Here is a 25,211-nt window from a genome sequence, read left to right on the forward strand (position 1 = left end):
TCTTACTTCTCCTCGGTACGGGTGGTGGTGGCCGGCTCGTTGCCGCCCAGAAGCAGGTACAGGACGGCCATGCGGATGGAGACACCGTTGGCGACCTGCTCGACGACCGTGCACCGGTCGGAGTCGGCGACCTCGGCGGTGATCTCCATGCCGCGGACCATGGGCCCGGGGTGCATCACGATGGCGTGCTCGGGCATCCGCGCCATGCGATCGCCGTCCAGGCCGTAGCGGCGCGAGTACTCGCGCTCGGTCGGGAAGAAGGCGGCGTTCATCCGCTCGCGCTGGACGCGCAGCATCATGACGGCGTCGGACTTGGGCAGTGTGCTGTCCAGGTCGTACGAGACCTCGCAGGGCCAGGTCTCGACTCCGACCGGCACCAGCGTGGGCGGGGCGACGAGGGTGACCTCGGCGCCGAGGGTGTGCAGCAGGTCGACATTGGACCGGGCGACGCGGCTGTGCAGGATGTCGCCGACGATCGTGATCCGCTTGCCGTCCAGGTCCCGGCCGATGCCGTCGTCCTTGCCGACCAGGCGGCGGCGCATGGTGAAGGCGTCGAGCAGGGCCTGCGTGGGGTGCTGGTGGGTGCCGTCGCCCGCGTTGATGACGGCGGCGTCGATCCAGCCGGAGGTGGCGAGGCGGAAGGGGGCTCCGGAGGCGCCGTGCCGGATGACGACGGCGTCGACGCCCATCGCCTCCAGGGTCTGGGCGGTGTCCTTGAGGGACTCGCCCTTGGAGACCGAGGATCCCTTGGCGCTGAAGTTGATCACATCGGCGGACAGGCGCTTCTCGGCAGCCTCGAACGAGATCCGGGTCCGGGTCGAGTCCTCGAAGAAGAGGTTGACGACGGTACGGCCGCGCAGGGTCGGAAGCTTCTTGATCGGCCGGTCGGCGACCCGGGCCATCTCCTCGGCGGTGTCGAGGATGAGGACGGCTTCGTCGCGGGTGAGGTCGGCGGCCGAGATGAGGTGGCGCATCATCTGGGAGTTTTCTCCAGGTCTGTGGAGGTTGTGACGACATGCGGGCACGCAGGGCGACCCGCCGTACGCAAGGGGTGGGTCGTACGGGGGCGCTACTGCCCGCCTGCCGGGGCGGTCTCCTTCACACCGAGCAGCACGGTGTCGCGACCGTCCTCCTCGGCGAGCTGGACCATGACCGTCTCCCGCAGCGACGTGGGGAGGTTCTTGCCGACGTAGTCGGCGCGGATGGGCAGCTCACGGTGGCCGCGGTCGACGAGGACGGCGAGCTGCACCGCGCGGGGGCGGCCGATGTCGCCGAGCGCGTCGAGGGCGGCGCGGATGGTGCGGCCGGAGAAGAGAACGTCGTCGACGAGGACGACCAGGCGGCCGTCGATGCCGTCACCGGGGATGTCGGTGCGGGCGAGCGCGCGGGCGGGCCGCATACGCAGGTCGTCCCGGTACATCGTGGTGTCGAGCGAGCCGACTGCCGTCTTGCGGCCGGTGATCGATTCGAGCTTGTCGGCGAGCCGGCGGGCGAGATGGACCCCGCGGGTCGGGATGCCGAGGAGCACCACGTCGTCGGCGCCCTTGGCGCGTTCGACGATCTCGTGGGCGATGCGGGTCAGTACCCGCGCGATGTCGGGCGCCTCGAGGACGGGGCGGGCCACATCGGAGCTGTTGTGCGTGTCCATATGAAACGGACCTCCTTCTCCGCCTCACGGGACGGACCTTAAAGGACGTCGGAAATTGCGGCCTCCACGTTACCAGGGCCCGCTGCCGGCTCCTGATCCGCCCCCGGTACCCCGGCCGGCCGAAAGCGGTCCGGACCGTTCGGCTTGACTCACCCAAGTCACGCTGCGTAACCTCACAGTGAGTGACCAGCCGCGCGGCGGAGCCGCACGTCGACACAGTGTCCGGGGAGCTATATGTCCAGCGAATACGCAAAACAGCTCGGGGCCAAGCTCCGCGCCATCCGCACCCAGCAGGGCCTTTCCCTCCACGGTGTGGAAGAGAAGTCGCAGGGCCGCTGGAAGGCCGTGGTGGTCGGTTCGTACGAGCGCGGCGACCGTGCCGTGACCGTGCAGCGGCTCGCCGAGCTGGCGGACTTCTACGGCGTCCCGGTACAGGAACTGCTTCCCGGCACCACGCCGGGCGGGGCCGCCGAGCCGCCGCCGAAGCTCGTCCTGGACCTGGAGCGCCTGGCGCACGTGCCCCAGGAGAAGGCCGGCCCGCTGCAGCGCTATGCGGCCACGATCCAGTCCCAGCGTGGTGACTACAACGGCAAGGTGCTGTCGATCCGCCAGGACGACCTGCGCACCCTGGCCGTGATCTACGACCAGTCGCCCTCGGTCCTGACCGAGCAGCTGATCAGCTGGGGCGTGCTGGACGCGGACGCGCGCCGCGCCGTGGCTCATGAGGAGAGCTGAGAAGCAGCCGCCATCACTTCAGAAAAAACGTCACCTCCGAGGGCGGGCCTGGTCTGACCGGGTCCGCCCTCCGACGTCTGTCCCGTTTGCAGACCGTCCCCGGACGCGGTAAAGACGGCCGAGCGCCTCGGGAAGCAGGCTTTCCCGGGCGGGTCCGCGGAGTACGGCGAGCACCGGCGCCACCCCCGTCGTGAGGCGCACCCTCTCCCCCGGCGTGGCGCCACGGCGACCTCGTCGGGCGCCGGCGCCGTCCGGCGTCCGGCTGCGCCGCAGCGGCCGCAGGAGCGGCAGCGATCGCGGGACCGTCCTCGGCCGGGGCTCTGGCGGCCGAGCTTTGGCCACGGCTCGGGCGAGCACGCCGGGACGGTTCGCCTCTCGCTTCCGGGTGTGCCGGGGGCGCTGCGGCCGGAGCCTCCTGGCATGCATCAGGCCCGAAGCAGAAGGCGAACAACCTTCTGCTTCGGGCCTGATGAGACCGGCCACCGCTAGTCGCGGCGCAGGCTCGGCTTGAGGTCCTTGAACCGGCCCAGCAGACCGTTCACGAACGACGGAGACTCGTCGGTGGAGAACTCCTTGGCGAGCTGGACCGCCTCGTCGATCACGACAGCGTCCGGGGTCTCGTCCATCCACACCAGCTCGAACGCGCCGAGCCGGATGATGTTCCGGTCGACGACCGGCATCCGGTCGAGCGTCCAGCCGACCGAGTAGGTGCTGATGAGTTCGTCGATGCGGTCCGCGTGCTGCGCGTACCCCTCGACGAGCTCCATCGTGTATTCGGCGACCGGTGGCTGCCGGTCGTCGGACCGCGAGTGCCTGACCCAGTCCGCGAGGACGGTCTGCACGGACGCCCCGCGCTGATCGGCCTCGAAGAGGATCTGGAAGGCACGCTTACGGGCCTTGTTGCGGGCAGCCACGGTTAGCTGTTCACCCGGCCGAGGTAGTCGCTCGTACGGGTGTCGACCTTGATCTTCTCGCCGGTGGTGATGAAGAGCGGGACCTGGATCTGGTGACCGGTCTCCAGCGTGGCCGGCTTGGTGCCACCGGTGGAACGGTCGCCCTGGACACCCGGCTCGGTCTCCTGGATGACCAGCTCGACGGCGGCCGGGAGCTCGACGTAGAGCACCTCGCCCTCGTGCGTGGCGACGGTGGCGGTGAAGCCCTCGATCAGGAAGTTGGCGGCGTCACCGACGGAGGCGCGCGAGACATGCAGCTGGTCGTAGGTCTGCATGTCCATGAAGACGAAGTATTCGCCGTCCATGTACGAGAACTGCATGTCGCGGCGGTCGACGGTGGCCGTCTCGACCTTCACACCGGCGTTGAACGTCTTGTCGACGATCTTGCCGGAGAGCACGTTCTTGAGCTTGGTGCGCACGAAGGCCGGGCCCTTGCCGGGCTTGACGTGCTGGAACTCGACGACGGACCACAGCTGGTCGTTGTCGAGCTTGAGCACCATGCCGTTCTTGAGGTCGTTCGTGGAAGCCACGGTTGCGGAATCTCCTGGACTGACGCTGGTGGACGACCCAGTGGCTGCCTGTGGCGCGCTACAGCGCGAGCAGCTCCTTGGTCGTGATGGTGAGTAGCTCGGGTCCGCCGTCCGCCTCCTGGCGCACGACGAGCGTGTCATCGATCCGGACGCCGCCCCGGCCCGGGAGGTGAACCCCCGGTTCGACGGTGACCGGCACACAAGTGTCCAGTTTACCCATGGCCGCAGGGGCCAGCTGCGGGTCCTCGTCGATTTCGAGCCCGACGCCGTGCCCCGTGCGGGCCGCGAGGGCCACCCCTTGACCGGCCCCGTCGAGGATCTGGCGGGCGGCGCGGTCCACATCGCGGTATGCCGCGCCGGGTACCAGAGCTTCGCGGCCGGCCCGCTGAGCGGCGAAGACGAGTTCGTACAGCTCGATCTGCCAGTCCGCCGGCGTCGTGCCGATCACGAAGGTACGGCCGATCTCACAGCGGTAGCCGCGGTAGTTCGCGCCGAGACAGACGGAGAGGAAGTCACCCTCCTCGACCCTCCTGTCGGTGGGACGGTGCCCCGCCCGCCCGGCGTTCGGCCCCGTGGCCACGGAGGTCGCGAAGGCGGGCCCGTCCGCGCCGTGGTCGACGAGCCGCCGTTCGAGCTCGAGCGCCAGATGCCGCTCGGTACGGCCGACGAGGATGGATTCGAGCAGCTCGCCGAGGGCCTGGTCGGTGATCTCCGCGGCGATGCGCAGGCAGGCGATCTCGTCCTCGTCCTTGACGATCCGCTGCTGTTCGACCGCGAGCGCGAGGTCGTCGAGGCGCAGCCGCGGCGCCACGGAGCGCAGCGCGCGATGCCGGGCGACGGTCAGATGGTGCTCCTCGACGGCCAGCGACTCCACCCCGGTGCCGCGCGCCATCTCGGCGGCGGCGACGGCCGCGTCACTGGCCGAGGTGGGCAGGGCGGTCAGCCGCACCTCCTCGTCGAGCCGCCCGTCGGCGGGATCGCCGCTGGGCGTACGGGGACACAGCAGCATGTCCTCGTCGGGCCCGAGCAGCAGCACGGCACCGGGCGGGGCAGCGCCCGCGAGGTAGCGGACGTTGGCGGGCCGGGAGACGAGGGCCGCGGCACTACCGGTCGCGGCGCACCGGTCACGCAGCCGGCTACGGCGGACGCCATACACCTCTGACATTCTCCGAGCGTACGAGCGATGCGGCGGCTCGGCCCGGTCAGCGCGTCCGGACGGGGTGCGCCTCGGCGTCGGACGTGCCCCTGCCCGCACCTTTCCGGCAGCGGGGCGCGGCTACCAGCTCGGAGGGCTCGCTATCGCGCGCGCCAGGACGTCGTCCAGGACGCGGGCCGTGGTCTCCACGTCGTACGTGGAGTTGTCGATGATCGGCAGGCCCGATCCGTACCAGCCCGCCATCCGGCCGTGGATACCCGCCACCTCCTCGTCCGACAGGCGGCGGTTGCCGCTGCGCTCGGCATTGCGCTCCAGCACGATCTCGAGGCCCGGGAGCAGGACGACGGGCAGCAGGCCGGGGCCGACATGGCGCTTCCAGCCGCCGAGGCCCACGACGGGGCGGTCCGGGAACACGGCGTCGTCGAGGATGCACGAGATGCCGTTGGCAAGGAAGTTGCGGGCGGCGAAGCCGCAGGTTCGGCGTGCGAGCCGGTACTGCGCCTCGGAGTTCTCGTTCCACCCGGACTGGGGGTCGGCGAAGCCCGAGCAGACCCATTCGCGCACGTCGTCGAGGCTGATGTGGGCGGTGGGCACCCGGCGCGTACCGGCCCAGTGCCGGGCCACGGTCGTCTTGCCCGCGCCGGCCGGGCCGATGAGCAGTACGGCCAGCATGGTCGCACCGGTGCCGGTGTCGGCGGGCGGTGGTGCCGGCATGGGAACCGGCCCGCCCGGCGGCAGTTGGATGTGGCCCGTGTGCTCGCGGGAGGGCGCGGAGGGGTGGTACGGGGCGGGGGCGCTCCAGCCGGGGCCCGGCGGCTGCCCCTGCGGCGGTGCCGGAGGGGGCGGTGGTCCGGAGGGAGCCCCGGCCGGCCGCGGAGGCAAAGGCCCTGCGGGAGCGCCGGGCGCGGGCGGCGGTGGCCCTGCGGGAAGGTGGGGAACCGGCCCCGGGTGCTGGGCGCTGTGTGTCCATCCGGCCGGTCCCTGCCCCGGTCCGTGGGGCGGCGGCAGCGGAGCCCCCACTGCGTGCTGCATCCGGTGCCACTCCGTCTCGTGCGACTGACGCTGGTCAGGGCGGCATCGGCCGCCTTGTTCCCGAACGGTACCCCCTGGATCACCGCTCGCACGCGGCCCGTTCCCGGCCGCCACTGCGGCAACGACCGGGAACGGCACAAAGTGCCAGGGGGCCGGTCAGCCGCCGAGTTCCTCCGCCAGCGCGCGCAGAGCGAGCCGGTAGGAGCCGATCCCGAAACCGGCGACCGTGCCGCTGGCCACCGCGGCGACCACCGACGTGTGCCGGAACGACTCCCGGGCGTACGGGTTCGAGATGTGCACCTCGATCAGCGGGGCGGTCCGCTGAGCGGCGGCGTCGCGCATCCCGTACGAATAGTGCGTGAAGGCACCGGGGTTGAGAACGACCGGAATTGAACCGTCCGCCGCCTCGTGCAGCCAGCGGATCAGCTCTCCCTCGTCGTTGGTCTCGCGCACGTCGACGTCGAAGCCGAGCTCCTTGCCGAGCTGACGGCACGCCTCGACCAGGCCGGCGTAGGACGTCGAGCCGTACACATCGGGCTCGCGGGATCCGAGCCGGCCCAGGTTGGGACCGTTCAGCACGAGCACCTGGCGGGTCACGCGGAGACCTCCCCGTACGCGGCGAGGAGCACGGCCGGGTCGGGGCCTTCGAGGACGGTCGGCTTGGCAAGGCCGTCGAGGACGATGAAACGCAGCAGGCTGCCGCGGGACTTCTTGTCGACCTTCATGGTCTCCAGCAGCTTGGGCCACTGGTCGCCGCGGTAGGTCAGCGGCAGCCCGACGGATGCAAGGACGCTGCGGTGCCGGTCCGCGGTGGCGTCGTCGAGCCGCCCGGCCAGCCGGCCGAGCTCGGCGGCGAAGACCATGCCGACGGACACCGCCGCGCCGTGGCGCCACTTGTAGCGCTCGTTCTTCTCGATGGCGTGGGCGAGGGTGTGCCCGTAGTTGAGGATCTCGCGCAGTCCGGACTCCTTGAGGTCGCTCGAGACGACCTCGGCCTTGACCTGGATCGCACGCTCGATCAGCTCGGCGGTGTGCGGCCCGGCGGGCGTACGCGCCCCCTGCGGGTCCGCCTCGACGAGATCGAGGATCACCGGGTCGGCGATGAACCCGGCCTTGATGATCTCGGCCATTCCGCTGACGTAGTCGTTGACCGGAAGCGAGTCGAGCGCGGCCAGGTCGCACAGCACTCCGGCCGGCGGGTGGAACGCGCCGACGAGGTTCTTGCCCTCGGCGGTGTTGATCCCGGTCTTGCCGCCGACCGCCGCGTCCACCATGCCGAGCACGGTGGTCGGCACGGTGATCCAGCGCACTCCGCGCAGCCAGGTCGCCGCGACGAACCCGGCGAGGTCGGTCGTGGCGCCACCACCGACACCCACGACGACATCGGTGCGGGTGAAGCCGGTCTGGCCGAGCGCCTTCCAGCAGTACGCGGCGACCTCGGCGGTCTTGGCCTCCTCGGCATTGGGCACCTGGATGGCAACGGCCTCGTACCCCTGCGCGGCGAGGTCACCGCGCAGCGCCTCACCGGTCTCGGCGAGCGCCTCGGGGTGGATGACGGCCACACGCTGGGCCCTGGTCCCGATCAGGCCGGGCAGCTCGCCGAGCAGCCGCCGGCCGACGAGCACGTCGTACGGGTCGGTGCCCGCGGTGCCGCCGACCTGGATACGCGTCACTGCCTGCTCCGTCATGATGTCTCTTCCTTGCCGGGGGTCCGGGGGGCGTCCCCCGGGGAATGCGGCAACTCCAGTGCGTCGAGGACCGCCTGGGCGACCTCTTCAGGGGTGCGGTCGTCGGTGGCCACCACGACCCGGGCCACCTCGGTGTACAGATGACGCCGGGCCTCCATCAGCTCGCGCCACTGGCGGCGCGGGTTGACGGCGAGTAGCGGGCGGGCCGTGTTCAGCCCGACGCGCCTGACGGCCTCCTCGACGTCCATCGAGAGATAGGCGACGGGCAGCCCCGCGAGCAGTTCCCGGGTTCCTTCGTCGAGGATGGCGCCGCCGCCGAGGGCGAGCACGCCCGTGTGCTCGGCGACCGCGGTCCGCACCGCGGCGCGCTCCAGCGCACGGAAGTGGGGCTCGCCGTCCTCGATGAAGATGTCCGAGATCTCCCGGCCCTCGGCCGCGACGATGTCGGCGTCGGTGTCCCGGTAGGGCACGCGGAGCCGGCCGGCGAGCAGCTCGCCGACCGTGGACTTGCCCGAGCCCATCGGCCCGATCAGGACGATCAGCGGCGCGCTCACCGGATGTGCAGGTGGTCGAGGTAGGACCGGACGTTGCGCCGGGTCTCGGTGACGCTGTCGCCGCCGAACTTCTCCGCGACGGCGTCCGCGAGCACCAGCGCGACCATGGCCTCGGCGACGATTCCGGCAGCGGGCACCGCACAGACGTCGGAACGCTGGTGGTGGGCCGCGGCAGGCTCGCCCGTCTCGACGTCGACGGTCCGCAGGGCCCGCGGCACGGTCGCGATCGGCTTCATCGCGGCGCGCACGCGCAGCAGCTCACCGGTGGACATCCCGCCTTCGGTGCCTCCCGAGCGGCCGGAGGTCCGCTTGATGCCGTCCTCGGTCGGGACGATCTCGTCATGCGCCTTGGAGCCGGGCACCCGGGCGAGCTCGAAGCCGTCGCCGACCTCGACGCCCTTGATCGCCTGAATGCCCATCAGGGCGGCAGCGAGCCGGGCGTCCAGGCGGCGGTCCCAGTGGACGTGCGAGCCGAGGCCTACGGGCACCCCGTAGGCGAGCACCTCGACCACACCACCGAGGGTGTCGCCGTCCTTGTGGGCCTGGTCGATCTCCGCGACCATCGCCTTCGAGGCGTCCGCGTCCAGGCAGCGGACCGGATCCGCGTCCAGCTTCTCCACGTCGGCGGGCGTCGGGTAGACGCCGTACGGGGCCCTGGCCGCGGCCAGCTCCACGACGTGGGAGACGATCTCGATGCCGGCCGTCTCCTTCAGGTAGGAGCGGGCGACCGCGCCGAGCGCGACCCTGGCCGCGGTCTCGCGGGCGCTGGCGCGCTCCAGGATCGGCCGGGCCTCCTCCAGCGCGTACTTCTGCATACCGGCCAGGTCGGCGTGGCCGGGCCGGGGCCGGGTCAGCGGCGCGTTACGGGCGAGCTGGGCCAGCTCGTCGGGGTCGACGGGGTCGGCCGCCATGACCTTCTCCCACTTGGGCCACTCCGTGTTGCCCACCATGACCGCGACCGGCGATCCCATGGTCAGACCGTGCCGCACACCGCCGAGGAAGGTGACCTCGTCGCGCTCGAACTTCATCCGGGCACCGCGTCCATAGCCGAGGCGGCGCCGGGCGAGGTGGTCCGCCACCATTTCGGTGGTGACGGGGACACCGGCGGGAAGACCCTCCAGCGTCGCCACCAGTGCGGGTCCGTGCGACTCGCCCGCGGTCAGCCAACGCAACCTGCTCAACGGTGCTCCTCATGCTCGCGCCTGCAACTGCGACGGCGCGGCCTGGGGGCACCTCCCAGCGGTAGCTGGGGAGCGCGGCCCTGCCCCGCCTGACTCGATCCTCCCACGTCCGGGCGGATCGCCCGGCCACCGGTCCATCAGGCGGACGGGGCGTGGACAGCCCGAAGGCCGGTCCCCGGGGCCCGGGGACCGGCCTTCGGGACCCGGTCTCAGTCGCCGTCGCGACGCTGCTGCGGAGCATACGAGCCGAGGAAGTTCGCGCCGCTCGGCTCCTGGCGGGCGGGCTGCGGGTCCTGCGCCGGCGAAGCCGGCGCGTACGGGCCGAGGTAGTCGGCTCCGCTGCCCTGGCCGGCCGACGGCACGACGACGGGCTGCCCGGTCCGTGCCGCCCGCCGCTCGGCGATCTTCTTCCGGAGCGATTGGATCCAGCCGAACACGACGAGGAGGACGATCAGGCAGAGCAGCGGGATCTCCAGCCAGTCGGGCAGGAACGAGATCAGGCCCTCGAAGATGTTCTTGGCGATCGATGCCTGCGGCTGACCGGTTTCCATGGCCGGGCTCCCCCTGTGCTGTTGACGTGCTCCTGCATGAACGCGCAGATACTAGCGGGATTCGAGCGCTTGTTCACCAGCAATACGCATCGCCTGCAGCGGGGCAGGCGAACGGCCCGTCATCTGCTCGACCTGGAGCACCGCCTGGTGGACCAGAAGGTCGAGTCCTCCTACCACCGCACCGCCGCGCCGCGACCAGGCGGCCGCGAGCGGGGTGGGCCAGGGTTCGTACAGCACGTCGAAGAGCGTCCCCGGCCCGTCGGGCACGGCGGTGGCGAGAGCGTCGGTCGTCCCCGCCGGAGTCGTCGCGATCACCAGCGGCGCCGCGAAGGCGCCGGGCGCCTCGGCCCAGTCGGCGGTGCGCACGTCGAGGCCCAGGCGCTCGCCCCACCCACGCATCTCCTGAGCGCGCGCCTCGCTGCGGACGTAGGCAGTGACCGGCCCCGTACAGATACGGGACAGTGCGGCGAGCGCCGATGCGGCGGTGGCGCCCGACCCGAGGACGGCGGCCGACTCCACCTTCCCCACACCCCGCTCGCGCAGGGCGGCGACCATACCGGGGATGTCCGTGTTGTCGCCGAGGCGCCTGCCGTCCTCGGTGATGACGACGGTGTTGACGGCCTCCACGGAGGCAGCGGTGTCGCTGATGCCGTCCAGGAGCGGAATGACCGCCCGCTTGAGCGGCATGGTCAGCGACAGCCCGGCCCATGTGCTGTCGAGCTTCTTCATGAAGTCGGCGAGCCGGAACTCGTCCACCTCGAACCGCTCGTACGACCAGTCGGTGAGGCCCAGCTCCGCGTAGGCGGCGCGGTGCAGCACAGGCGACAGGGAGTGCGTGATGGGAGAGCCGAGGACCGCCGCTCGCCGGACGTCAGTTCTTCCGGTCATTGAACTTGTCCCTCAGCCGCTGGAACTCGGCATACGTCTTGGCGAACTCGGTCTTCTTCTGGCCATCGGTGGCCACGAAGTACAGCCAGCCGTCCTTCGTCGGGTTCAGCGCCGCCGCGAGCGCATCATTGCCCGGATTGCTGATGGGCCCGGGGGTCAGACCCCTCTGCGTGTACGTGTTGTACGGGTCCTGGTTGTTGTTGACCTCGTCCTCGGTGAGGTCGATCTTGCTCTGACCCTTGAGGTAGTTGAACGCCGAGTCGAACTGGAGCAGTTGGTTCGTCTCGGTGTTGGTGGGCTTCAGGCGGTTGTAGACGACCTCGGACATCTTGCGGAAGTCGTCGTGCGTCTTGCCCTCGACCTGGACCAGGCTCGCGAGCGTGAGCAGCTCCCACGGGTTCTTGAGCCCCAGGCCCTTTGCCTTCTTCTCCAGGCCGGCCTTCTCGTACTCCTTGTCGGCCCGGGCGACCATCTCCTTGAGGAGGGCCTCGGGCTTGGTTCCCTTGGGGAGCGGATAGCTGGCCGGGAAGAGGAAACCTTCCAGCGGGTCCTTGACGTCGCGGTGGCCGGTCGCCCACTTGGGCAGGCCCAGGTTCTTGGCCTTGGCGGTCGCGACCGATTTCGTGGTGCCTGCCTTGAGCTCGAGCTCCTTGTCGATCTGTTCGTAGATCTGACTGTTGCGCTGGCCCTCGGGAATGATCAGGACGTTACGGCTCTCCGGGTTGAGCATCAGGGCGACCGCGCTCTTCGCCGACATGCCCTTCTTCAGGAGGTAGGCACCGTCCTGGATGGAGTTCCCGTCAGGGTTCTGGCTCTGGGCGGACACGAACGCGTCGACGCTCTTGACCACACCGGCGGCCTTGAGAATGTTGCCGATCTCGTAGCCGGTGGCTCCCTTGGGAATCGTCACGGCTGCGGAACCGCTGCCGCTGCCGTCGTAGTCCGGTGCCCCGCCGAACTGCTCCTGCCAGAACTGGTAGCCGAAGTAGGCGGCACCGCCGAGGCCGCCGACGAGGACCGTGGCGACGAGGAGGCAGGCCATGCCGTTGCGGCCCTTTTTCTTGCCCTTGCCCCCGCGCTCGCGTCCGCCGTCGTCGCGACGCCGATCGCCCGAGTCGTCGTCGTACTCGTACTCGTCGTCATCGTCATCGTCGCGGCCGCCGGCGCCGGTGAAGAAGGGGTGGTTCTCCGCCTGCGAGTCCTCCGCGTCCCAGTCCGGCGCGGGGTCGGGTTCGGGCTGCCGCCTGCGGTTCGGGGGCTCCGGTGGCGGATAGGCCTGGGGAGTGCCGTAGTAGTCGGCCTCCTGCGGGCTGCCGTAGCCGGGTGCCGGCTGTCCCGCGTAGGTGCCCGTCGGATCGGCGCCGTACGGCATGACCGGGTGCTGTCCCGTGTCCCAGGCGCCGGTGTACTGCTGCTGCTGATACTGCTGCTGGCCCTGGCCCTGGCCCTGGCCGTACGACTGCGGCGCCTGCGGGTGGTACTGCTGCTGGCCCTGACCGTACTGCTGCGGGGCCTGCTGGGGGTACTGCTGCCCGGGCTGCTGACCGTACTGCTGCTGACCCTGACCGTACGGATCCTGGCCGTACTGCTGGTGGCCGTAGCTCTGCTGATGCGGGTCCTGAGGCGTGCCGTACTGCTGCGGCTGCTGCGGGTACTGCTGCTGCGGCTGGCCGCCGTACGGGGCATGGCCGTCGGCCTGCTGCCCTCTCCACCCCTGGTCCCCGTACAAGGGATCCTCGGGATGCCACGGTTCGGAGCCCGGGCCCCGGCCATACTCAGTCATCGATCCCCTAGCGGCCGCGAGACAGGGCGCGTGTCGGTCCCGCCTCTCTCTGCTGTGCGGCAGCTGTTCGAACCGCCGCACCGCGCGGAACGTTACCGTATCGCGATCAGATGACCACTTCGACGCCCTCGCCGGGCGGATTACCGGATACCCGTTCAGACTCAAGAGCATTCTGAAGGATGATCACAGCGGCCGCCTGATCGATGACCGACCTGCCCTTTTTCGACTTCACGCCCGAGGCGCGCAGCCCCTGGCCGGCCGTCACTGTGGTCATCCTCTCGTCGACCAGTCGTACCGGAACCGGGGTGACGCCCCGCGCCAACTCCTGGGCGAAGACACGGACCTTGGCCGCGGCCGGGCCCTCCCCGCCGCTGAGCGAGCGGGGCAGGCCGACCACGACCTCGATCGGCTCGTACTCCTCGACCAGCTGCCGCAGCCGCCGGTGGGCGGCCGGGACATCACGTCCCGGCACGGTCTCCACCGGCGTCGCGAGGACCCCGTCGGGGTCGCACGAGGCGACCCCGATACGGGCGTCCCCGACATCGATCGCGAGGCGTCGGCCGCGGCGCATGCCCACCGTCACGCGGTCTCGGCGACGAGGCGCTCGACGGCGGCCACGGCTTCGCCGATGGCCTGCGGGTTCTGGCCGCCGCCCTGGGCGACGTCCGGCTTGCCGCCACCGCCGCCGCCGAGGGTCTTGGCGGCCGCACGGACCAGGTCGCCGGCCTTGAGACCGCGCTCGCGGGCGGCCTCGTTGGTGGCGATGACGGTCAGCGGACGGCCACCCGCCGTGGTGAACAGGGCCACAACGGCAGGACGGTCGCCAGGGATCCGGCCGCGGACGTCGAGGACCAGCTTGCGCAGATCGTCGGCCGCGGTGCCGTCCGGCACCGTGCCCGTCACCAGCGCGACACCGCGGACGTCCTTGGCACCCGAGGCGAGACCGGCAGCGGCGCCGAGCACCTTCTCCGCACGGAACTTCTCGATCTCCTTCTCGGCGTCCTTGAGCTTGCCGAGCATCGCGGCGATCTTCTCCGGGAGCTCCTCGGGACGGCCCTTGACCAGCTCCTGGAGCTGGGCGACGACCGTGTGCTCCTTGGCGAGGAAGTTGTAGGCGTCCACTCCGACCAGAGCCTCGACGCGGCGCACACCGGAACCGATCGACGATTCGCCGAGCAGCTTCACCAGGCCCAGCTGGGCGGTGTTGTGCACATGCGTGCCGCCGCACAGCTCCTTGGAGAAGTCGCCGATGGTCACGACGCGTACGCGCTCGCCGTACTTCTCGCCGAACTCGGCGATGGCGCCCTGCTTCTTGGCCTCGTCGATGCTCATGATCTCGGCGTGCACATCGAGCTCACGCGAGAGGACCTCGTTGATCCGCTGCTCGACATCGGTGAGGACCGTGCCGGGAACGGCGTTGGGCGAGCCGAAGTCGAAGCGGAAACGGCCCGGCGAGTTCTCCGAACCGGCCTGGGCGGCCGTCGGGCCGAGGGCGTCGCGCAGCGCCTGGTGGGTCAAGTGGGTGGCGCTGTGGGCGCGGGCGATGGCACGGCGGCGCTTGACGTCGATGGCGGCGTAGGCGGAGGCGCCGACCGTCACCTCGCCGACCTGGACGGAGCCCTTGTGCACGGAGACACCGGGGACCGGCTGCTGGACGTCGCGCACCTCGATGACTGCGCCCGAGTCGAGCTTGATACGGCCCTGGTCGGCGAGCTGGCCACCGCCCTCGGCGTAGAACGGGGTGCGGTCGAGGACGACCTCGACATCGTCTCCCTCGGAGGCGGCGGGCGACGGGACACCGTTGACGAGCAGGCCGACGACCGTGGACTCGCCCTCGTTGGCCGTGTATCCGGTGAACTCGGTGGCACCGGCGCCGTCGGCGATCTCGCGGTAGGCGGAGACGTCGGCGTGACCGGTCTTCTTGGCCCTGGCGTCGGCCTTGGCGCGGTCGCGCTGCTCCGTCATCAGACGGCGGAAGCCGTCCTCGTCCACGGACAGGCCCTGCTCGGCGGCCATCTCGAGGGTGAGGTCGATCGGGAAGCCCCAGGTGTCGTGGAGCAGGAACGCCTTGTCGCCGGCCAGGACGGTGCCGCCGGCGGCCTTGGTCTCCGTCACGGCGGTGTCGAGGATGTTCGTGCCGCCCTTGAGGGCCTTGAGGAAGGCGGCCTCTTCGGCGAGCGCGACGGTCTCGATGCGCCGGCGGTCGGTGATGAGCTCCGGGTACTGCTGCCCCATCGTGTCGATCACGACGTCGATGAGGTCCTTGACGACCGGACCGGAGGCGCCCATGAGGCGCATGTTGCGGATGGCACGGCGCATGATGCGGCGCAGCACATAGCCCCGGCCCTCGTTGCCCGGGGTGACGCCGTCGCCGATGAGCATGACGGAGGTGCGCATGTGGTCGGCGACCACGCGCATCGAGACGTCCGTGTCGTGCTTGTCGCCGTAGCGGACACCGGTGAGCCCGGTGGCCTTGTCCATCACGACGCGCAGGGTGTCGGTCTCGTACATGTTCTGTACGCCTTGCAGGATCATGGCGAGGCGTTCGAGGCCGAGACCGGTGTCGATGTTCTTGGAGGGCAGGTCACCGAGGATCGGGAACTCCTCCTTGCCCTCGCCGGCGCCGCGCTCGTACTGCATGAAGACCAGGTTCCAGATCTCCACGTACCGCTCGTCGTTGACGGCGGGGCCGCCCTCGGCGCCGAACTCCGGGCCGCGGTCGTAGTTGATCTCGGAGCAGGGTCCGCAGGGGCCGGGGACGCCCATGGACCAGAAGTTGTCCTTCTTGCCCAGGCGTTGGATCCGCTCGGCAGGCACGCCGATCACGTCGCGCCAGATCGTCTCGGCCTCGTCGTCGTCGAGGTAGACGGTGATCCAGAGCTTCTCGGGCTCCAGGCCGTAGCCGCCGTCCGCCACGGAGCTGGTGAGCAGCTCCCAGGCGTACTTGATGGCGCCTTCCTTGAAGTAGTCGCCGAAGGAGAAGTTGCCGCACATCTGGAAGAACGTGCCGTGCCGGGTGGTCTTGCCGACCTCTTCGATGTCCGGCGTGCGGACGCACTTCTGCACGCTGGTGGCCCGCGGGGCGGGCGGCTTGGTCTCACCGAGGAAGTACGGCTTGAAGGGCACCATGCCCGCGTTGACCAGCAGCAGAGTCGGGTCGTCCGCGATGAGCGACGCCGAAGGGACGACGGTGTGCCCGCGCTCCTCGAAGAAGCTCAGCCAGCGGCGGCGGATTTCAGCCGACTCCATCAGTGGTCCTCATTCCGGTTGTACGAGTGCTCGGTGGGTGAATCGTTGGTCTGCGGGCGCTTCGCCTTCGGCGGCTTCGCCGGTGCGTGCTTGCTGTGCAGGTAGGCGATGGGCGCGGGCCCACTGCGTTCGACCGCGCCCAGCCTCGGCTGGGCGGGGAGCTCGCGGTCCGGCGATGTGTTCAGGCCCAGCACCTCGCCGAGCTCCGCCTCGCGCTGCAGCATCCCCGACCGGACGTCAAGGGCGAAGTCCTTGAGGCGGTGGCCCGCCTCGACCGCCCTGTTCGCGGCCTGCGCGGCAAGGCTTTCAGGGGTGAGCTGCTTGAGCTTGCGGTTGACCTTGGTGGTGGCCCACACTCCGGCTGCTGCGCCGGCGGTGAACCAGAACGTGCGGCGGAACATCGTTCGTCAGCCTTTCCGCTTTCCGCGCCTCGCGGCCGGCACCGTGCGTCCGACGATCAGCGTGCGACGGGTCGGCGCGGCGGGGGTGTCGTCGCTCGTGCGGCCCAGCGCCCGGCGTACGCCGTACCCGAAGGCGGCGACCTTGACCAGGGGGCCACCGAAGGTCGATGCGACCGTCGTGGAGAGCGCGGAGGCGTTGGAGGTGACTTCCTGGACGTCGGATGCGATGGCATCGACCCGGTCGAGCTGGGTCTGCGCCGCGCGTACCGTCACGGAGGCGTCTGCCAGCAGCGGAACGGCCTGTTCGGTCACGTCCGCAACCAGCTTGGTGGTCGCCCTGAGCGTCTGCGCCAGCCTCACCAGCACCACGGCGAGGAAGGAGACCAGGATCGCCCAGAAGACGGCCACCAGAAGCCCGGCAACCTCTCCACCGGTCACTGTGCACCGCTCCCTGCTTGTAGAAAATCTCCCTCCGACCCTATCGCGCCCGGGGTGGCACCCCATACCGCATTAGCGGTGCACGGGACGGCAGTTGCCCCGGGCAGATTGTACGGAGTGCTTACGGGTGGGTACGCTGCGTGTCTCATGCGACGCTCCTCTCGCTCCTTACCCCCCGTCGGCGACCGCCCGCCCCGTCAGGGCAATCTCCCCGCCGAGCTGAACCGCTTCGTGGGGCGGGCCGACGAGCTGGCAGCCCTCGACCGGGCGCTGGACGACACGCGCGCCCGCCTGGTGACCGTGGTCGGACCCGGCGGGGCCGGGAAGTCGAGGCTCGCGGCACACGCTGCGGCCGCAGCGCAGAATCGGTACGCCGACGGCGTGTGGCTGACCGAGCTCTCGCTGCTGCACGACGCCGATCTGATGGCCCATACCGTGGCGGAGTCGCTGGGGATCACCGACCACACTCGCCGGCCGCCCCGCGAGGTTCTGCTCGCACATCTCGCACGACGCCGGTTGCTGCTCGTCCTGGACGGTTTCGAGCATCTCGTCGACGAGTGCGCGGCGCTGGTACGGGACATCCTGCGCCGTGCCCCCGCCGTCCAGGTCCTCGCCGTGGGCCGCAGGCCGCTGCGCCTCTCCGGTGAGCAGGTCTTCACGCTGGCGGCGATGACCGAGGACGACGCCGCGGAGCTCTTCACCGACCGGGCGAGACGTACCTGCCCGACGTTCCGGCTCACCGGCGCCGACCGTCATCCGGTCGAGGAGATCTGCCGCCGCCTCGATCGGATCCCGCTCGCGCTGGAGCTGGCCGCCGGGCGGCTGCCCGTGCTCTCCCTCGGCCAGCTGCTGGACCGGCTCGACGACCGGTTCGGGCTGCTCACCGGCGGCTGCCGGGGCGCGCTGCCGCGCCATCGGACGCTGCGTACGGCGGTCGGCTGGAGCCATGAGCTGTGCACGCCCGAGGAGCGGCTGCTGTGGGCGCGGCTGTCGGTGTTCGCCGGACAGTTCGACCTGGAGGCTGCCGAGTACATCTGCAGCGGACCCGAGCTGCCCGCGGACCGGGTGCTCGACGTACTCGGTGAGCTGCTGGCCCAGTCCGTGGTCGGCCGCGAGGAGACGCGCGCAGGCGTCCGCTACCGCATGCTCGACACCGTCCGGGCCTACGGCGCCGAATGGCTGGAGGCCCTCGGCGACGACGAGCGGCTGCGCAGACGCCACCGTGACTGGTACATCGGTCTGGCCACCTGGTGCGAGCTGGAGTGGTTCAGCCCGCGTCAGGCGGAGGTCGCCGCCTGCGCCGACAGTGCACTGCCCAATCTGCGGGCGGCGATCGAGCTGTGCCTCGAGCACCCCGACGAGGTCCACCTGGGCCAGTATCTGGCGGGCACGCTGTGGTTCTACTGGGTCGGCTGCGGCCGGCTCGCCGAGGGCAGACACTGGCTGGACCGGTCGCTGGAGCTCCAGTCGGGTCACGAGGAGTCCCGCCTGAAGGCGCTGTGGGTGCTCGGGTACGTGGCGGTGCTGCAGGGTGACAACGCCTCGGCCGCGGGCGCGCTGTACGAGTGCCGGGATGCCGCGGAACTGTCCGGCAACCGCATGGCCGCCGCGTACGCCGTCCATCGCATCGGCTGTCTGTCGCTGGTCAGCGATGACATGCCGCGCGCCGAACGGCTGCTGCGATCGGCGCTGATCGCGTACGAGCAGGCCGGGGAGTTCAACAACAATGTGCTGATGGCCCGGGTCGAACTGGCGATGACCCTGGTGTTCCAGGACCGGCTGGACGCGGCCGTGGCGCTGTGCGAAGAGGTCCGGGAGATCTGCGAGGAACGCGGAGAGCGCTGGACCCGGTCGTACGCGCTGTACGTCCTGGCGTACGCCGCCTGGACGGCCGGTGACCCGGGTCCGGCGCGGACACTGCTGGCCGAGTGCATCGATGTCGGCCACCGGTTCAACGACCTGGTGGGCCTGGTGCTGGCGATCGAGCTGCTGGCACTGGTCACCGCGACCGAGGGCGATCCGGCGGAGGCCGCCGTGCTGCAGGGGGCGGCGGCGCCCGTGTGGGACGCGGTGGGCCTGCCGCTGTTCGGTTCCGGCCACTTCGGCGCACCACGCGCGCTGTGCGCGGAGCAGGCGGGCCGGCTCCTGGGGGCCGAGCGCTTCGAGGAGTGTCTGCGGGAGGGGCGCGAGCTGTCGCTGGACGCGGCCGTGCGGCGTGCGCTGGCCGTGCCGGAGCCACCGCAACGGCACATGGCCCCCCGGCGCAGCATGCAGGCCCCGCCGCCGGTGGACCCCAGGAACGCGAGAGCCCGCCGGCTTCCCCACCGGTGAGGTGGGGAAGCGGCGGGCAGAAGCGCTGTGAGCTACTCCCCCGGCTACCGCGGGGAGGCCCCCAGATCAGCGGGCGTAGTACTCGACGACCAGCTGCTCGTCGCAGATCACCGGGATCTCCTTGCGCTGCGGGTCACGGTCCAGGCGGAACGCCAGGGCCTTCAGGTTGACCTGCAGGTAGCGCGGGGTCTCGCCGTCGGGGGCGTAGCCACCCTCACGCGCGACCTGGAAGGGGTGCTTGTCGCGGCTGCGCTCGCGGACGGTCACGACGTCGTCGGGACGGACGCGGAACGACGGCTTGTCGACCTTGCCACCGTTGACCTGGATGTGGCCGTGGACGACCATCTGACGGGCCTGGTAGATGGTGCGGGCGATGCCCGAACGCAGGACCAGGGCGTCGAGGCGGCGCTCGAGCTCGATGACGAGCGCGTCACCGGTCTTGCCCTCGGCCTTCTTGGCGCGGTCGTAGGCACGCGCCATCTGGCGCTCGCTGATGTCGTACTGGGCACGCAGACGCTGCTTCTCGAGCAGACGGACCTTGTAGTCCGAGTTCTGCTTGCGGCCACGGCCGTGCTCGCCCGGCGGGTAGGGGCGGGCCTCGAAGTACTTGACGGCCTTCGGCGTCAGGGCGATACCGAGCGCACGCGACTTCTTGACCTTGGGACGCGACTGGTTAGGCACGTTCTCCAGACCTCCGTTGTGGGTTAGGTTAGGCTCACCTTACTCAAGGAGATCGCATGTCTCGCCCTGGGAACACCAAGCGCATCACGGACAGCACAACAAACACCGACGCATCTCATGGCGTCGAGGTGACGGAGGTCCGATCAGCTCATGGTCAGCCGCGTCCCAGCGGGCTTGAAATCACTCGGATGCCGTCAGCAGCCGAGCGCACACGAACTCTCGTACAGAGTACATGCTCCGCACTGCTGCTCGTCCCCGGCCTGGAGTCGGCCCGGCCCGAGCAGCTGATGCCGCAGGCCCGTGTGGTGGGGACGGACGGCGAGGTGTTCCTGCTCTTCCCCGCCGACGCACCGACCGTACGCGCCGCGACGCACGCGCAGGACGACGAACTGTCCGCGGTTCTGGAGATCACCGATGTCGCGCCGATCTCGGTCCCCCAGCGTATTCGCGGCCGCGCCTGGGTCTCCGGCTGGCTGACCTGCGTGCCGGACCTCGCCGAGCCCGGGTCGATGATGCTCCGCCTGGAGGTCGGCGAGGCAAGCGTCGACGATCTGTGGGGCGCCGAGAGCGTCGACCCGGAGGCTTTCGCGAACGCGTCGGTCGATCCGCTCGTCGCGCACGAGGCCGAACTGCTCCAGCATCTGCACGCCGCGCACGACGATCAGGTGCAGGCGCTGTGCGGGCTGCTCGGCGAGCGCAGCGGGACGGTGGTCCCGCCGGCCGAACGGCGGGCGGACGCGCAGGAGGCGGTCACGCCGCGACTGCGGGCGGTGCCGCTGGCGCTGGACCGGTTCGGCCTGCGAGTGCGGTTCACGGGTGAGCGGTGCTTCGACGCGCGGTTCGACTTCCCCACCCCGGTGCGGGACATCACCGAACTGCGCCGCGCGATGCACACGCTCTTCGGGGCGGCCTCGCACTGACGCTTCGAGGCGGCTCGACTCGACGCGTGGCGGTCAGCCCTGCTGCTCGCCCGGGCCTTCCCCGCGCAGCCGCTCGCGCACCTTCTCCACCACGTCGGCGTACCGCGCTTCCGCCCCGTAGCGGGTCGGCTCGTAGTAGCGGCGGCCGTGGACCGCGTCCGGTGCGTACTGCTGGGCCGCGATACCGCCCGCCACGTCGTGCGGATACACGTAACCCTGCGCATGGCCGAGCTTGGCCGCGCCCTTGTAGTGGCCGTCGCGCAGATGGGCCGGCACCGGGCCCGCAAGCCCGTTCCGCACGTCCTGCCGGGCGGCGGAGATCGCGGTCGTCGCGGCATTCGACTTGGGGGCGAGCGCGAGGGCGATGGTGGCGTGGCTGAGGGTGAGGGCAGCCTCCGGGAAGCCGATCATCGCCACGGCCTGCGCGGCCGCCACCGCTGTCGGCAGCGCCGTGGGGTCCGCGAGGCCGATGTCCTCGCTCGCCGAGATCATCAGCCGGCGGGCGATGAACCGCGGGTCCTCCCCCGCCTCGATCATGCGCGCCAGATAGTGCAGTGCCGCGTCCACGTCGGAGCCTCGGATCGACTTGATGAGTGCGCTGGCCACGTCGTAGTGCTGGTCGCCGTCGCGGTCGTACTTCACCGCCGCACGGTCGACCGTCTCCTCGAGCGTCGCCAGGGTGATCTCCGGCTCGCCCTTGTCCAGCGCGGCGCCCGCGGCAGCCTCCAGCGCGGTCAGCGCACGGCGCGCGTCACCGCCCGCGATCCGCAGCAGGTGCGCCCTGGCGTCCTCCGGAAGCGTGACCGCGCCGCCCAGTCCGCGCGTCTCCGTGAGTGCCCGCTGCAGCAGCCCGCCGATGTCCTCGTCGCCGAGCGGCTCCAGGGTGAGCAGCAGGGAGCGGGACAGCAGCGGGGAGATCACCGAGAAGTACGGGTTCTCCGTGGTGGCCGCGATCAGGGTCACCCAGCGGTTCTCCACGGCGGGCAGCAGGGAGTCCTGCTGGGCCTTCGAGAAGCGGTGGATCTCGTCGAGGAAGAGGACGGTCTCCTTGCCGAAGCCGCCGGCGGCGCGCCGGGCACCGTCGATGACCGCCCGGACCTCCTTGACGCCCGCGGTGATCGCGGAGAGCTCCACGAAACGCTTGTTGGTCGCCTTCGACACGACATACGCGAGGGTCGTCTTGCCGGTGCCCGGCGGGCCCCAGAGGATCACCGAGGACGCGCCTGCGGGCCCGCCGTTGCCCTCCCCGACGAGACGGCGCAGGGGCGACCCGGGCTTCAGCAGATGCTGCTGGCCCACGACCTCGTCGAGGGTGCGCGGGCGCATCCGGACGGCCAGGGGACTCGCGGACGGGTCCTTCTCCTGGCGTTCCTCGGCGGCTGCGGTAAAGAGATCGGGCTCCACTTCATGAAGCCTAGGTCAGCCCACTGACAACGCGGTCAGCCGGTCCAGAAGTCCCACCAGCGGGTCAGGATCAGCATGCCGATGATGCCGGTGTGCAGGACCGGCAGCACCCAGGTGAACTCGTCGAGGAATCCGCGCAGCCACGCCGGGGCGGGCAGCAGCCCTTGGCGGATGTTGTGCGAGGTCACGTACCAGAACATGAAGATCGTGGCGACCCAGGCCAGGCAGCACCACAGGCACAGTGCGTTGATCGTGTACAGCGACTGGTACTGGAGCCAGGTGCAGAAGCCGACGCCGAAGAACGTGCCCGCGTTGAAGGTGAGCCAGTACCAGCGGCGGAAGCGAGCGCCCGCCAGCAGGCTCATGCCGACGCAGATCACCATCCCGTAGGCGACCAGTCCGAGCATCGGGTTGGGGAACCCGAGCGCGGACGCCTGGTCGCTCTCCATCACGTTGCCGCAGGAGACCACGGGGTTGAGGCTGCAGCCGGGGGTGAAGGTCGTCCCGGCGATCTTGGCCTCGAGGATCTTGAACTTGTCGATCGTGATGACCCAGGCGGCGAGGAGTCCGGCCGCGCCCGTGATCACCAGCAGCCAGGCGAACGCCCTGCCGCCGCCGACCGTGCCGCGCGCATCACGCGCCCCGTGGTCGGAGGACACATCGCCGGCCGCTGCAGTCGTCATATCGCTTCCATCGCTCGATGCCTGTGGGGGCCCGGCCATTCTGCCCCACGCACCTCGGCATCCGCCGTTCGAGGGACATAAGGAGTCCCCCCGGTCGTCCCTGTCGGAGACCGGCGGGAAACGCAACCGGCGATGCAGGTGGGCCACGAGTCGACGAGACGACCCATCTGCCGTGCGGGTTCGGCACGTTGGGCCGGACCGGACGGTGGCCGGACGCCGCGGGGCCCGGGCCGTTCATCCGGCCCGGGCCCCGCGCTCACTGCCGTACTCAGACGAGCTTCGTCCGGATCTCCTCGATCAGCACATCCAGGGCGACGGCCTGCTGCTCGCCGGACTCCATGTCCTTGAGCTGCACCACGCCCTCGGCGAGGTCACGCTCGCCCGCGACGATCGCGTACCGCGCGCCGCTGCGGTTGGCGTTCTTCATCGCGCCCTTGAGGCCCTTGCCGCCGTAACTGAAGTCCGCGGCGACGCCCGCCTTGCGCAGCTCGGTGACCACACCGAACAGCACGCGGCGCGCCTCGTCGCCCAGCGGTACCGCGAACACACTGGTGCTGGCGGGCAGTTCGAGCTCGATGCCCTCGGCCTCCAGCGCAAGCACCGTGCGGTCGACGCCGAGTGCCCAGCCCACCGACGGGAGCGCCGGGCCGCCGATCATCTCGGACAGACCGTCGTAGCGGCCGCCGCCGCCCACCGCGGACTGCGAGCCGAGGCCGTCGTGGACGAACTCGAAGGTCGTGCGCGTGTAGTAGTCCAGTCCGCGCACCAGCTTCTCGTCGTCCTCGAAGAGGACACCGGCCGCGGTCAGCAGCGCGCGCACCTCCTCGTGGTACGCCTTGCAGGCGTCGCAGAGGTAATCACGCAGCAGCGGCACGCCCACCAGCTGCTTCTGGACGCTGTCGCGCTTGTCGTCGAGGACCCGCAGCGGGTTGATGTCGACCCGGCGGCGCGTGTCCTCGTCCAGATCCAGCCCCCGCAGGAAGCCCTGGAGCGCGTCACGGTAGACGGGACGGCACTCCTTGTCCCCGAGCGAGTTCAGCAGGATGCGGAAGGCGCGCAGGCCGAGCGAGCGGTAGGCCTGATCGGCCAGGATGATCAGCTCGGCGTCCAGCGCCGGGTCCTCTGCGCCGATCGCCTCGGCACCGACCTGGGAGAAGTGCCTGTAGCGGCCCGCCTGCGGCTTCTCGTAGCGGTAGTACGAGCCCGAGTACCAGAGCTTCACGGGCAGGTTGCCCGCCTTGTGGAGGTTGGCCTCCAGCGCCGCGCGCAGCACGGACGCGGTGCCCTCGGGGCGCAGGGCGAGCTTGTCGCCCCCCTTGGTCTCGAAGGCGTACATCTCCTTGGACACGATGTCGGTGGACTCGCCGACGCCGCGCGCGAACAGCTCGACGTTCTCGAAGCCGGGCGTCTCGACATAGCCGTAGCCGGAGTTCTTCAACGGCGTGGAGATCGCCTCGCGCACCGCCAGGAACTTGGCGGAGCGCGGCGGAATCAGGTCGTACGTGCCCCTGGGGGCCTGAAAAGTGCTCACGGAAGGTCTCGTCACATTCCTCGTCGGGGAGCGGCCTGTGCGCTCCCGAGGCCGGCGGCCACTTCCCTCAGGTAGGGATTGCTGGCGCGCTCACGGCCGATGGTCGTCTGGGGACCGTGGCCGGACAGCACCACGGTCGAGTCGTCGAGCGGCAGGCACACACGCGCCAGCGACTCGAGCATCTCGGCGTGGTCGCCACCGGGCAGGTCCGTGCGTCCGATGGAGCCGGCGAACAGCAGGTCGCCCGAGAAGAAGACGGACGGAACGTCCGCGGACTCGGGCATCCGGAAGGTCACCGACCCCTTGGTATGCCCGGGCGCATGCGCGACGGAGAAGTCGAGGCCGGCCAGCTTCAGCGCGGCGCCGTCGGTCAGCTCCTTGACGTCGTCGGGCTCACCGACGGTCAGCTCACCCATGAGCGGCATTCCGATGGACCGTCCGAGCGCCTTCTCCGGGTCGCTCATCATGAACCGGTCGGCGGGGTGGATCCAGGCAGGCACGTCGTGAGCGCCGCACACGGGGACGACCGAGGCGACATGGTCGATGTGGCCGTGGGTGAGGACGACGGCGACAGGCTTGAGCCGGTGCTTCTTCAGCGCTTCCTCGACGCCTTCGGTGGCCTGGTGGCCCGGGTCGATGATCACGCACTCCTCGCCTGCGGCAGGGGCGACCAGATAGCAGTTGGTCCCCCAGGCCCCGGCAGGGAACCCGGCAATAAGCACGATCGTCCTCGGTTCGGTCGTCGAAAGGGCAGCTGGCGCAGCTGATTGCAGCAGATCAGAGCCTACCGGCGCTGCTTGTCCCACAGCCAACCCGTATACGGTACGGGCAAGCTCGGCGGTCAGCATTGATGTGACATCACGACGTACAAGGA

General features: G+C 70.4%; 25 protein-coding genes. 3 read left to right on the forward strand and 22 right to left on the reverse strand.

The genetic code is table 11. From position 1 onward, the window contains the following. Positions 1-2: 2 nt before the first annotated feature. Positions 3-977 carry an aspartate carbamoyltransferase catalytic subunit gene (locus tag ABZ208_RS32010; protein WP_356912954.1) on the reverse strand — a complete coding sequence of 325 codons (975 nt, stop codon included), beginning with the start codon at positions 975-977 and terminating at the stop codon, positions 3-5. A 92-nt stretch (positions 978-1,069) separates the two neighbouring features. Beyond that, complete coding sequence (pyrR, locus tag ABZ208_RS32015) at positions 1,070-1,648, reverse strand: bifunctional pyr operon transcriptional regulator/uracil phosphoribosyltransferase PyrR (protein WP_356912955.1); 579 nt, start codon at positions 1,646-1,648, stop codon at positions 1,070-1,072. 234 nt (positions 1,649-1,882) lie between these two features. On the opposite strand from pyrR, the gene bldD reads away from it, so the two are divergent. Beyond that, positions 1,883-2,383 carry a transcriptional regulator BldD gene (gene bldD / locus ABZ208_RS32020; RefSeq protein WP_005319862.1) on the forward strand — a complete coding sequence of 167 codons (501 nt, stop codon included), beginning with the start codon at positions 1,883-1,885 and terminating at the stop codon, positions 2,381-2,383. Between the two features lie 485 nt (positions 2,384-2,868). Here bldD and nusB read toward each other — a convergent pair whose 3' ends face one another. The 15 genes from nusB to ABZ208_RS32095 form a co-directional block, all read right to left on the reverse strand. Next, a complete protein-coding gene (nusB, locus tag ABZ208_RS32025) occupies positions 2,869-3,297 on the reverse strand; it encodes a transcription antitermination factor NusB (protein WP_328402860.1) in 429 nt (142 codons plus the stop codon). A 2-nt stretch (positions 3,298-3,299) separates the two neighbouring features. After that, entirely contained in the window at positions 3,300-3,866 is a 567-nt protein-coding gene (gene efp, locus ABZ208_RS32030; RefSeq protein WP_328402858.1) for an elongation factor P, read from the reverse strand. A 58-nt stretch (positions 3,867-3,924) separates the two neighbouring features. After that, a complete protein-coding gene (locus ABZ208_RS32035) occupies positions 3,925-5,031 on the reverse strand; it encodes an aminopeptidase P family protein (protein WP_356912956.1) in 1,107 nt (368 codons plus the stop codon). Between the two features lie 111 nt (positions 5,032-5,142). Then, entirely contained in the window at positions 5,143-6,054 is a 912-nt protein-coding gene (locus tag ABZ208_RS32040) for a Pro-rich N-terminal domain-containing protein (protein ID WP_356912957.1), read from the reverse strand. Between the two features lie 156 nt (positions 6,055-6,210). Next, a complete protein-coding gene (gene aroQ, locus ABZ208_RS32045; RefSeq protein ID WP_328402852.1) occupies positions 6,211-6,651 on the reverse strand; it encodes a type II 3-dehydroquinate dehydratase in 441 nt (146 codons plus the stop codon). Continuing rightward, complete coding sequence (aroB, locus tag ABZ208_RS32050; protein WP_356912958.1) at positions 6,648-7,742, reverse strand: 3-dehydroquinate synthase; 1,095 nt, start codon at positions 7,740-7,742, stop codon at positions 6,648-6,650. The genes aroQ and aroB overlap by 4 nt, the downstream gene beginning before the upstream one ends. Further along, on the reverse strand, positions 7,739-8,263 hold the full coding sequence (locus tag ABZ208_RS32055; RefSeq protein ID WP_356912982.1) for a shikimate kinase: 525 nt from the start codon (positions 8,261-8,263) through the stop codon (positions 7,739-7,741). Before ABZ208_RS32055 ends, aroB begins: the two co-directional genes overlap by 4 nt. A gap of 29 nt (positions 8,264-8,292) precedes the next feature. Continuing rightward, on the reverse strand, positions 8,293-9,477 hold the full coding sequence (gene aroC / locus ABZ208_RS32060; protein ID WP_356912959.1) for a chorismate synthase: 1,185 nt from the start codon (positions 9,475-9,477) through the stop codon (positions 8,293-8,295). 209 nt (positions 9,478-9,686) lie between these two features. Beyond that, positions 9,687-10,028, reverse strand: coding sequence for a hypothetical protein (locus ABZ208_RS32065; protein WP_356912960.1), 342 nt, complete (start codon positions 10,026-10,028; stop codon positions 9,687-9,689). A gap of 51 nt (positions 10,029-10,079) precedes the next feature. Then, entirely contained in the window at positions 10,080-10,916 is an 837-nt protein-coding gene (locus ABZ208_RS32070) for a shikimate dehydrogenase (RefSeq protein ID WP_356912961.1), read from the reverse strand. Further along, complete coding sequence (gene mltG / locus ABZ208_RS32075; RefSeq protein ID WP_356912962.1) at positions 10,900-12,699, reverse strand: endolytic transglycosylase MltG; 1,800 nt, start codon at positions 12,697-12,699, stop codon at positions 10,900-10,902. The genes ABZ208_RS32070 and mltG overlap by 17 nt, the downstream gene beginning before the upstream one ends. A gap of 106 nt (positions 12,700-12,805) precedes the next feature. Further along, the gene (gene ruvX, locus ABZ208_RS32080; protein WP_356912963.1) at positions 12,806-13,270 is read right to left on the reverse strand and encodes a Holliday junction resolvase RuvX; all 465 of its coding nucleotides are present in this window, start codon (positions 13,268-13,270) and stop codon (positions 12,806-12,808) included. Positions 13,271-13,278: 8 nt separating this feature from the next. Further along, a complete protein-coding gene (gene alaS / locus ABZ208_RS32085) occupies positions 13,279-15,948 on the reverse strand; it encodes an alanine--tRNA ligase (protein ID WP_356912964.1) in 2,670 nt (889 codons plus the stop codon). After that, positions 15,948-16,349: a DUF6167 family protein gene (locus ABZ208_RS32090; RefSeq protein ID WP_356912965.1), complete on the reverse strand. Its 402-nt coding sequence runs from the start codon at positions 16,347-16,349 to the stop codon at positions 15,948-15,950. Before ABZ208_RS32090 ends, alaS begins: the two co-directional genes overlap by 1 nt. A 6-nt stretch (positions 16,350-16,355) precedes the next feature. Next, positions 16,356-16,787 (reverse strand): DUF948 domain-containing protein, encoded by a 432-nt coding sequence (locus tag ABZ208_RS32095; RefSeq protein WP_328402832.1) that lies wholly within the window; start codon positions 16,785-16,787, stop codon positions 16,356-16,358. Positions 16,788-16,934: 147 nt separating this feature from the next. On the opposite strand from ABZ208_RS32095, the gene ABZ208_RS32100 reads away from it, so the two are divergent. After that, a complete protein-coding gene (locus ABZ208_RS32100; RefSeq protein ID WP_356912966.1) occupies positions 16,935-19,118 on the forward strand; it encodes an AAA family ATPase in 2,184 nt (727 codons plus the stop codon). Between the two features lie 66 nt (positions 19,119-19,184). Here ABZ208_RS32100 and rpsD read toward each other — a convergent pair whose 3' ends face one another. Continuing rightward, positions 19,185-19,799: a 30S ribosomal protein S4 gene (gene rpsD / locus ABZ208_RS32105; protein ID WP_356912967.1), complete on the reverse strand. Its 615-nt coding sequence runs from the start codon at positions 19,797-19,799 to the stop codon at positions 19,185-19,187. A gap of 188 nt (positions 19,800-19,987) precedes the next feature. Between rpsD and ABZ208_RS32110 the strand changes: the two genes are divergently transcribed. Then, positions 19,988-20,719, forward strand: coding sequence for a DUF2470 domain-containing protein (locus ABZ208_RS32110; protein WP_356912968.1), 732 nt, complete (start codon positions 19,988-19,990; stop codon positions 20,717-20,719). 33 nt (positions 20,720-20,752) lie between these two features. On the opposite strand, the gene ABZ208_RS32115 is transcribed toward ABZ208_RS32110, so the two are convergent. The 4 genes from ABZ208_RS32115 to ABZ208_RS32130 form a co-directional block, all read right to left on the reverse strand. Further along, entirely contained in the window at positions 20,753-22,123 is a 1,371-nt protein-coding gene (locus ABZ208_RS32115) for a replication-associated recombination protein A (protein ID WP_356912969.1), read from the reverse strand. Between the two features lie 35 nt (positions 22,124-22,158). Beyond that, positions 22,159-22,806 (reverse strand): vitamin K epoxide reductase family protein, encoded by a 648-nt coding sequence (locus ABZ208_RS32120; RefSeq protein WP_356912970.1) that lies wholly within the window; start codon positions 22,804-22,806, stop codon positions 22,159-22,161. 268 nt (positions 22,807-23,074) lie between these two features. Beyond that, complete coding sequence (hisS, locus tag ABZ208_RS32125) at positions 23,075-24,337, reverse strand: histidine--tRNA ligase (protein WP_356912971.1); 1,263 nt, start codon at positions 24,335-24,337, stop codon at positions 23,075-23,077. Between the two features lie 11 nt (positions 24,338-24,348). Beyond that, positions 24,349-25,059 (reverse strand): MBL fold metallo-hydrolase, encoded by a 711-nt coding sequence (locus ABZ208_RS32130; protein ID WP_356912972.1) that lies wholly within the window; start codon positions 25,057-25,059, stop codon positions 24,349-24,351. Positions 25,060-25,211: the final 152 nt, after the last annotated feature.

Origin of the sequence: Streptomyces sp. NPDC006208, assembly GCF_040613775.1 — a bacterium.
Taxonomy (GTDB): domain Bacteria; phylum Actinomycetota; class Actinomycetes; order Streptomycetales; family Streptomycetaceae; genus Streptomyces.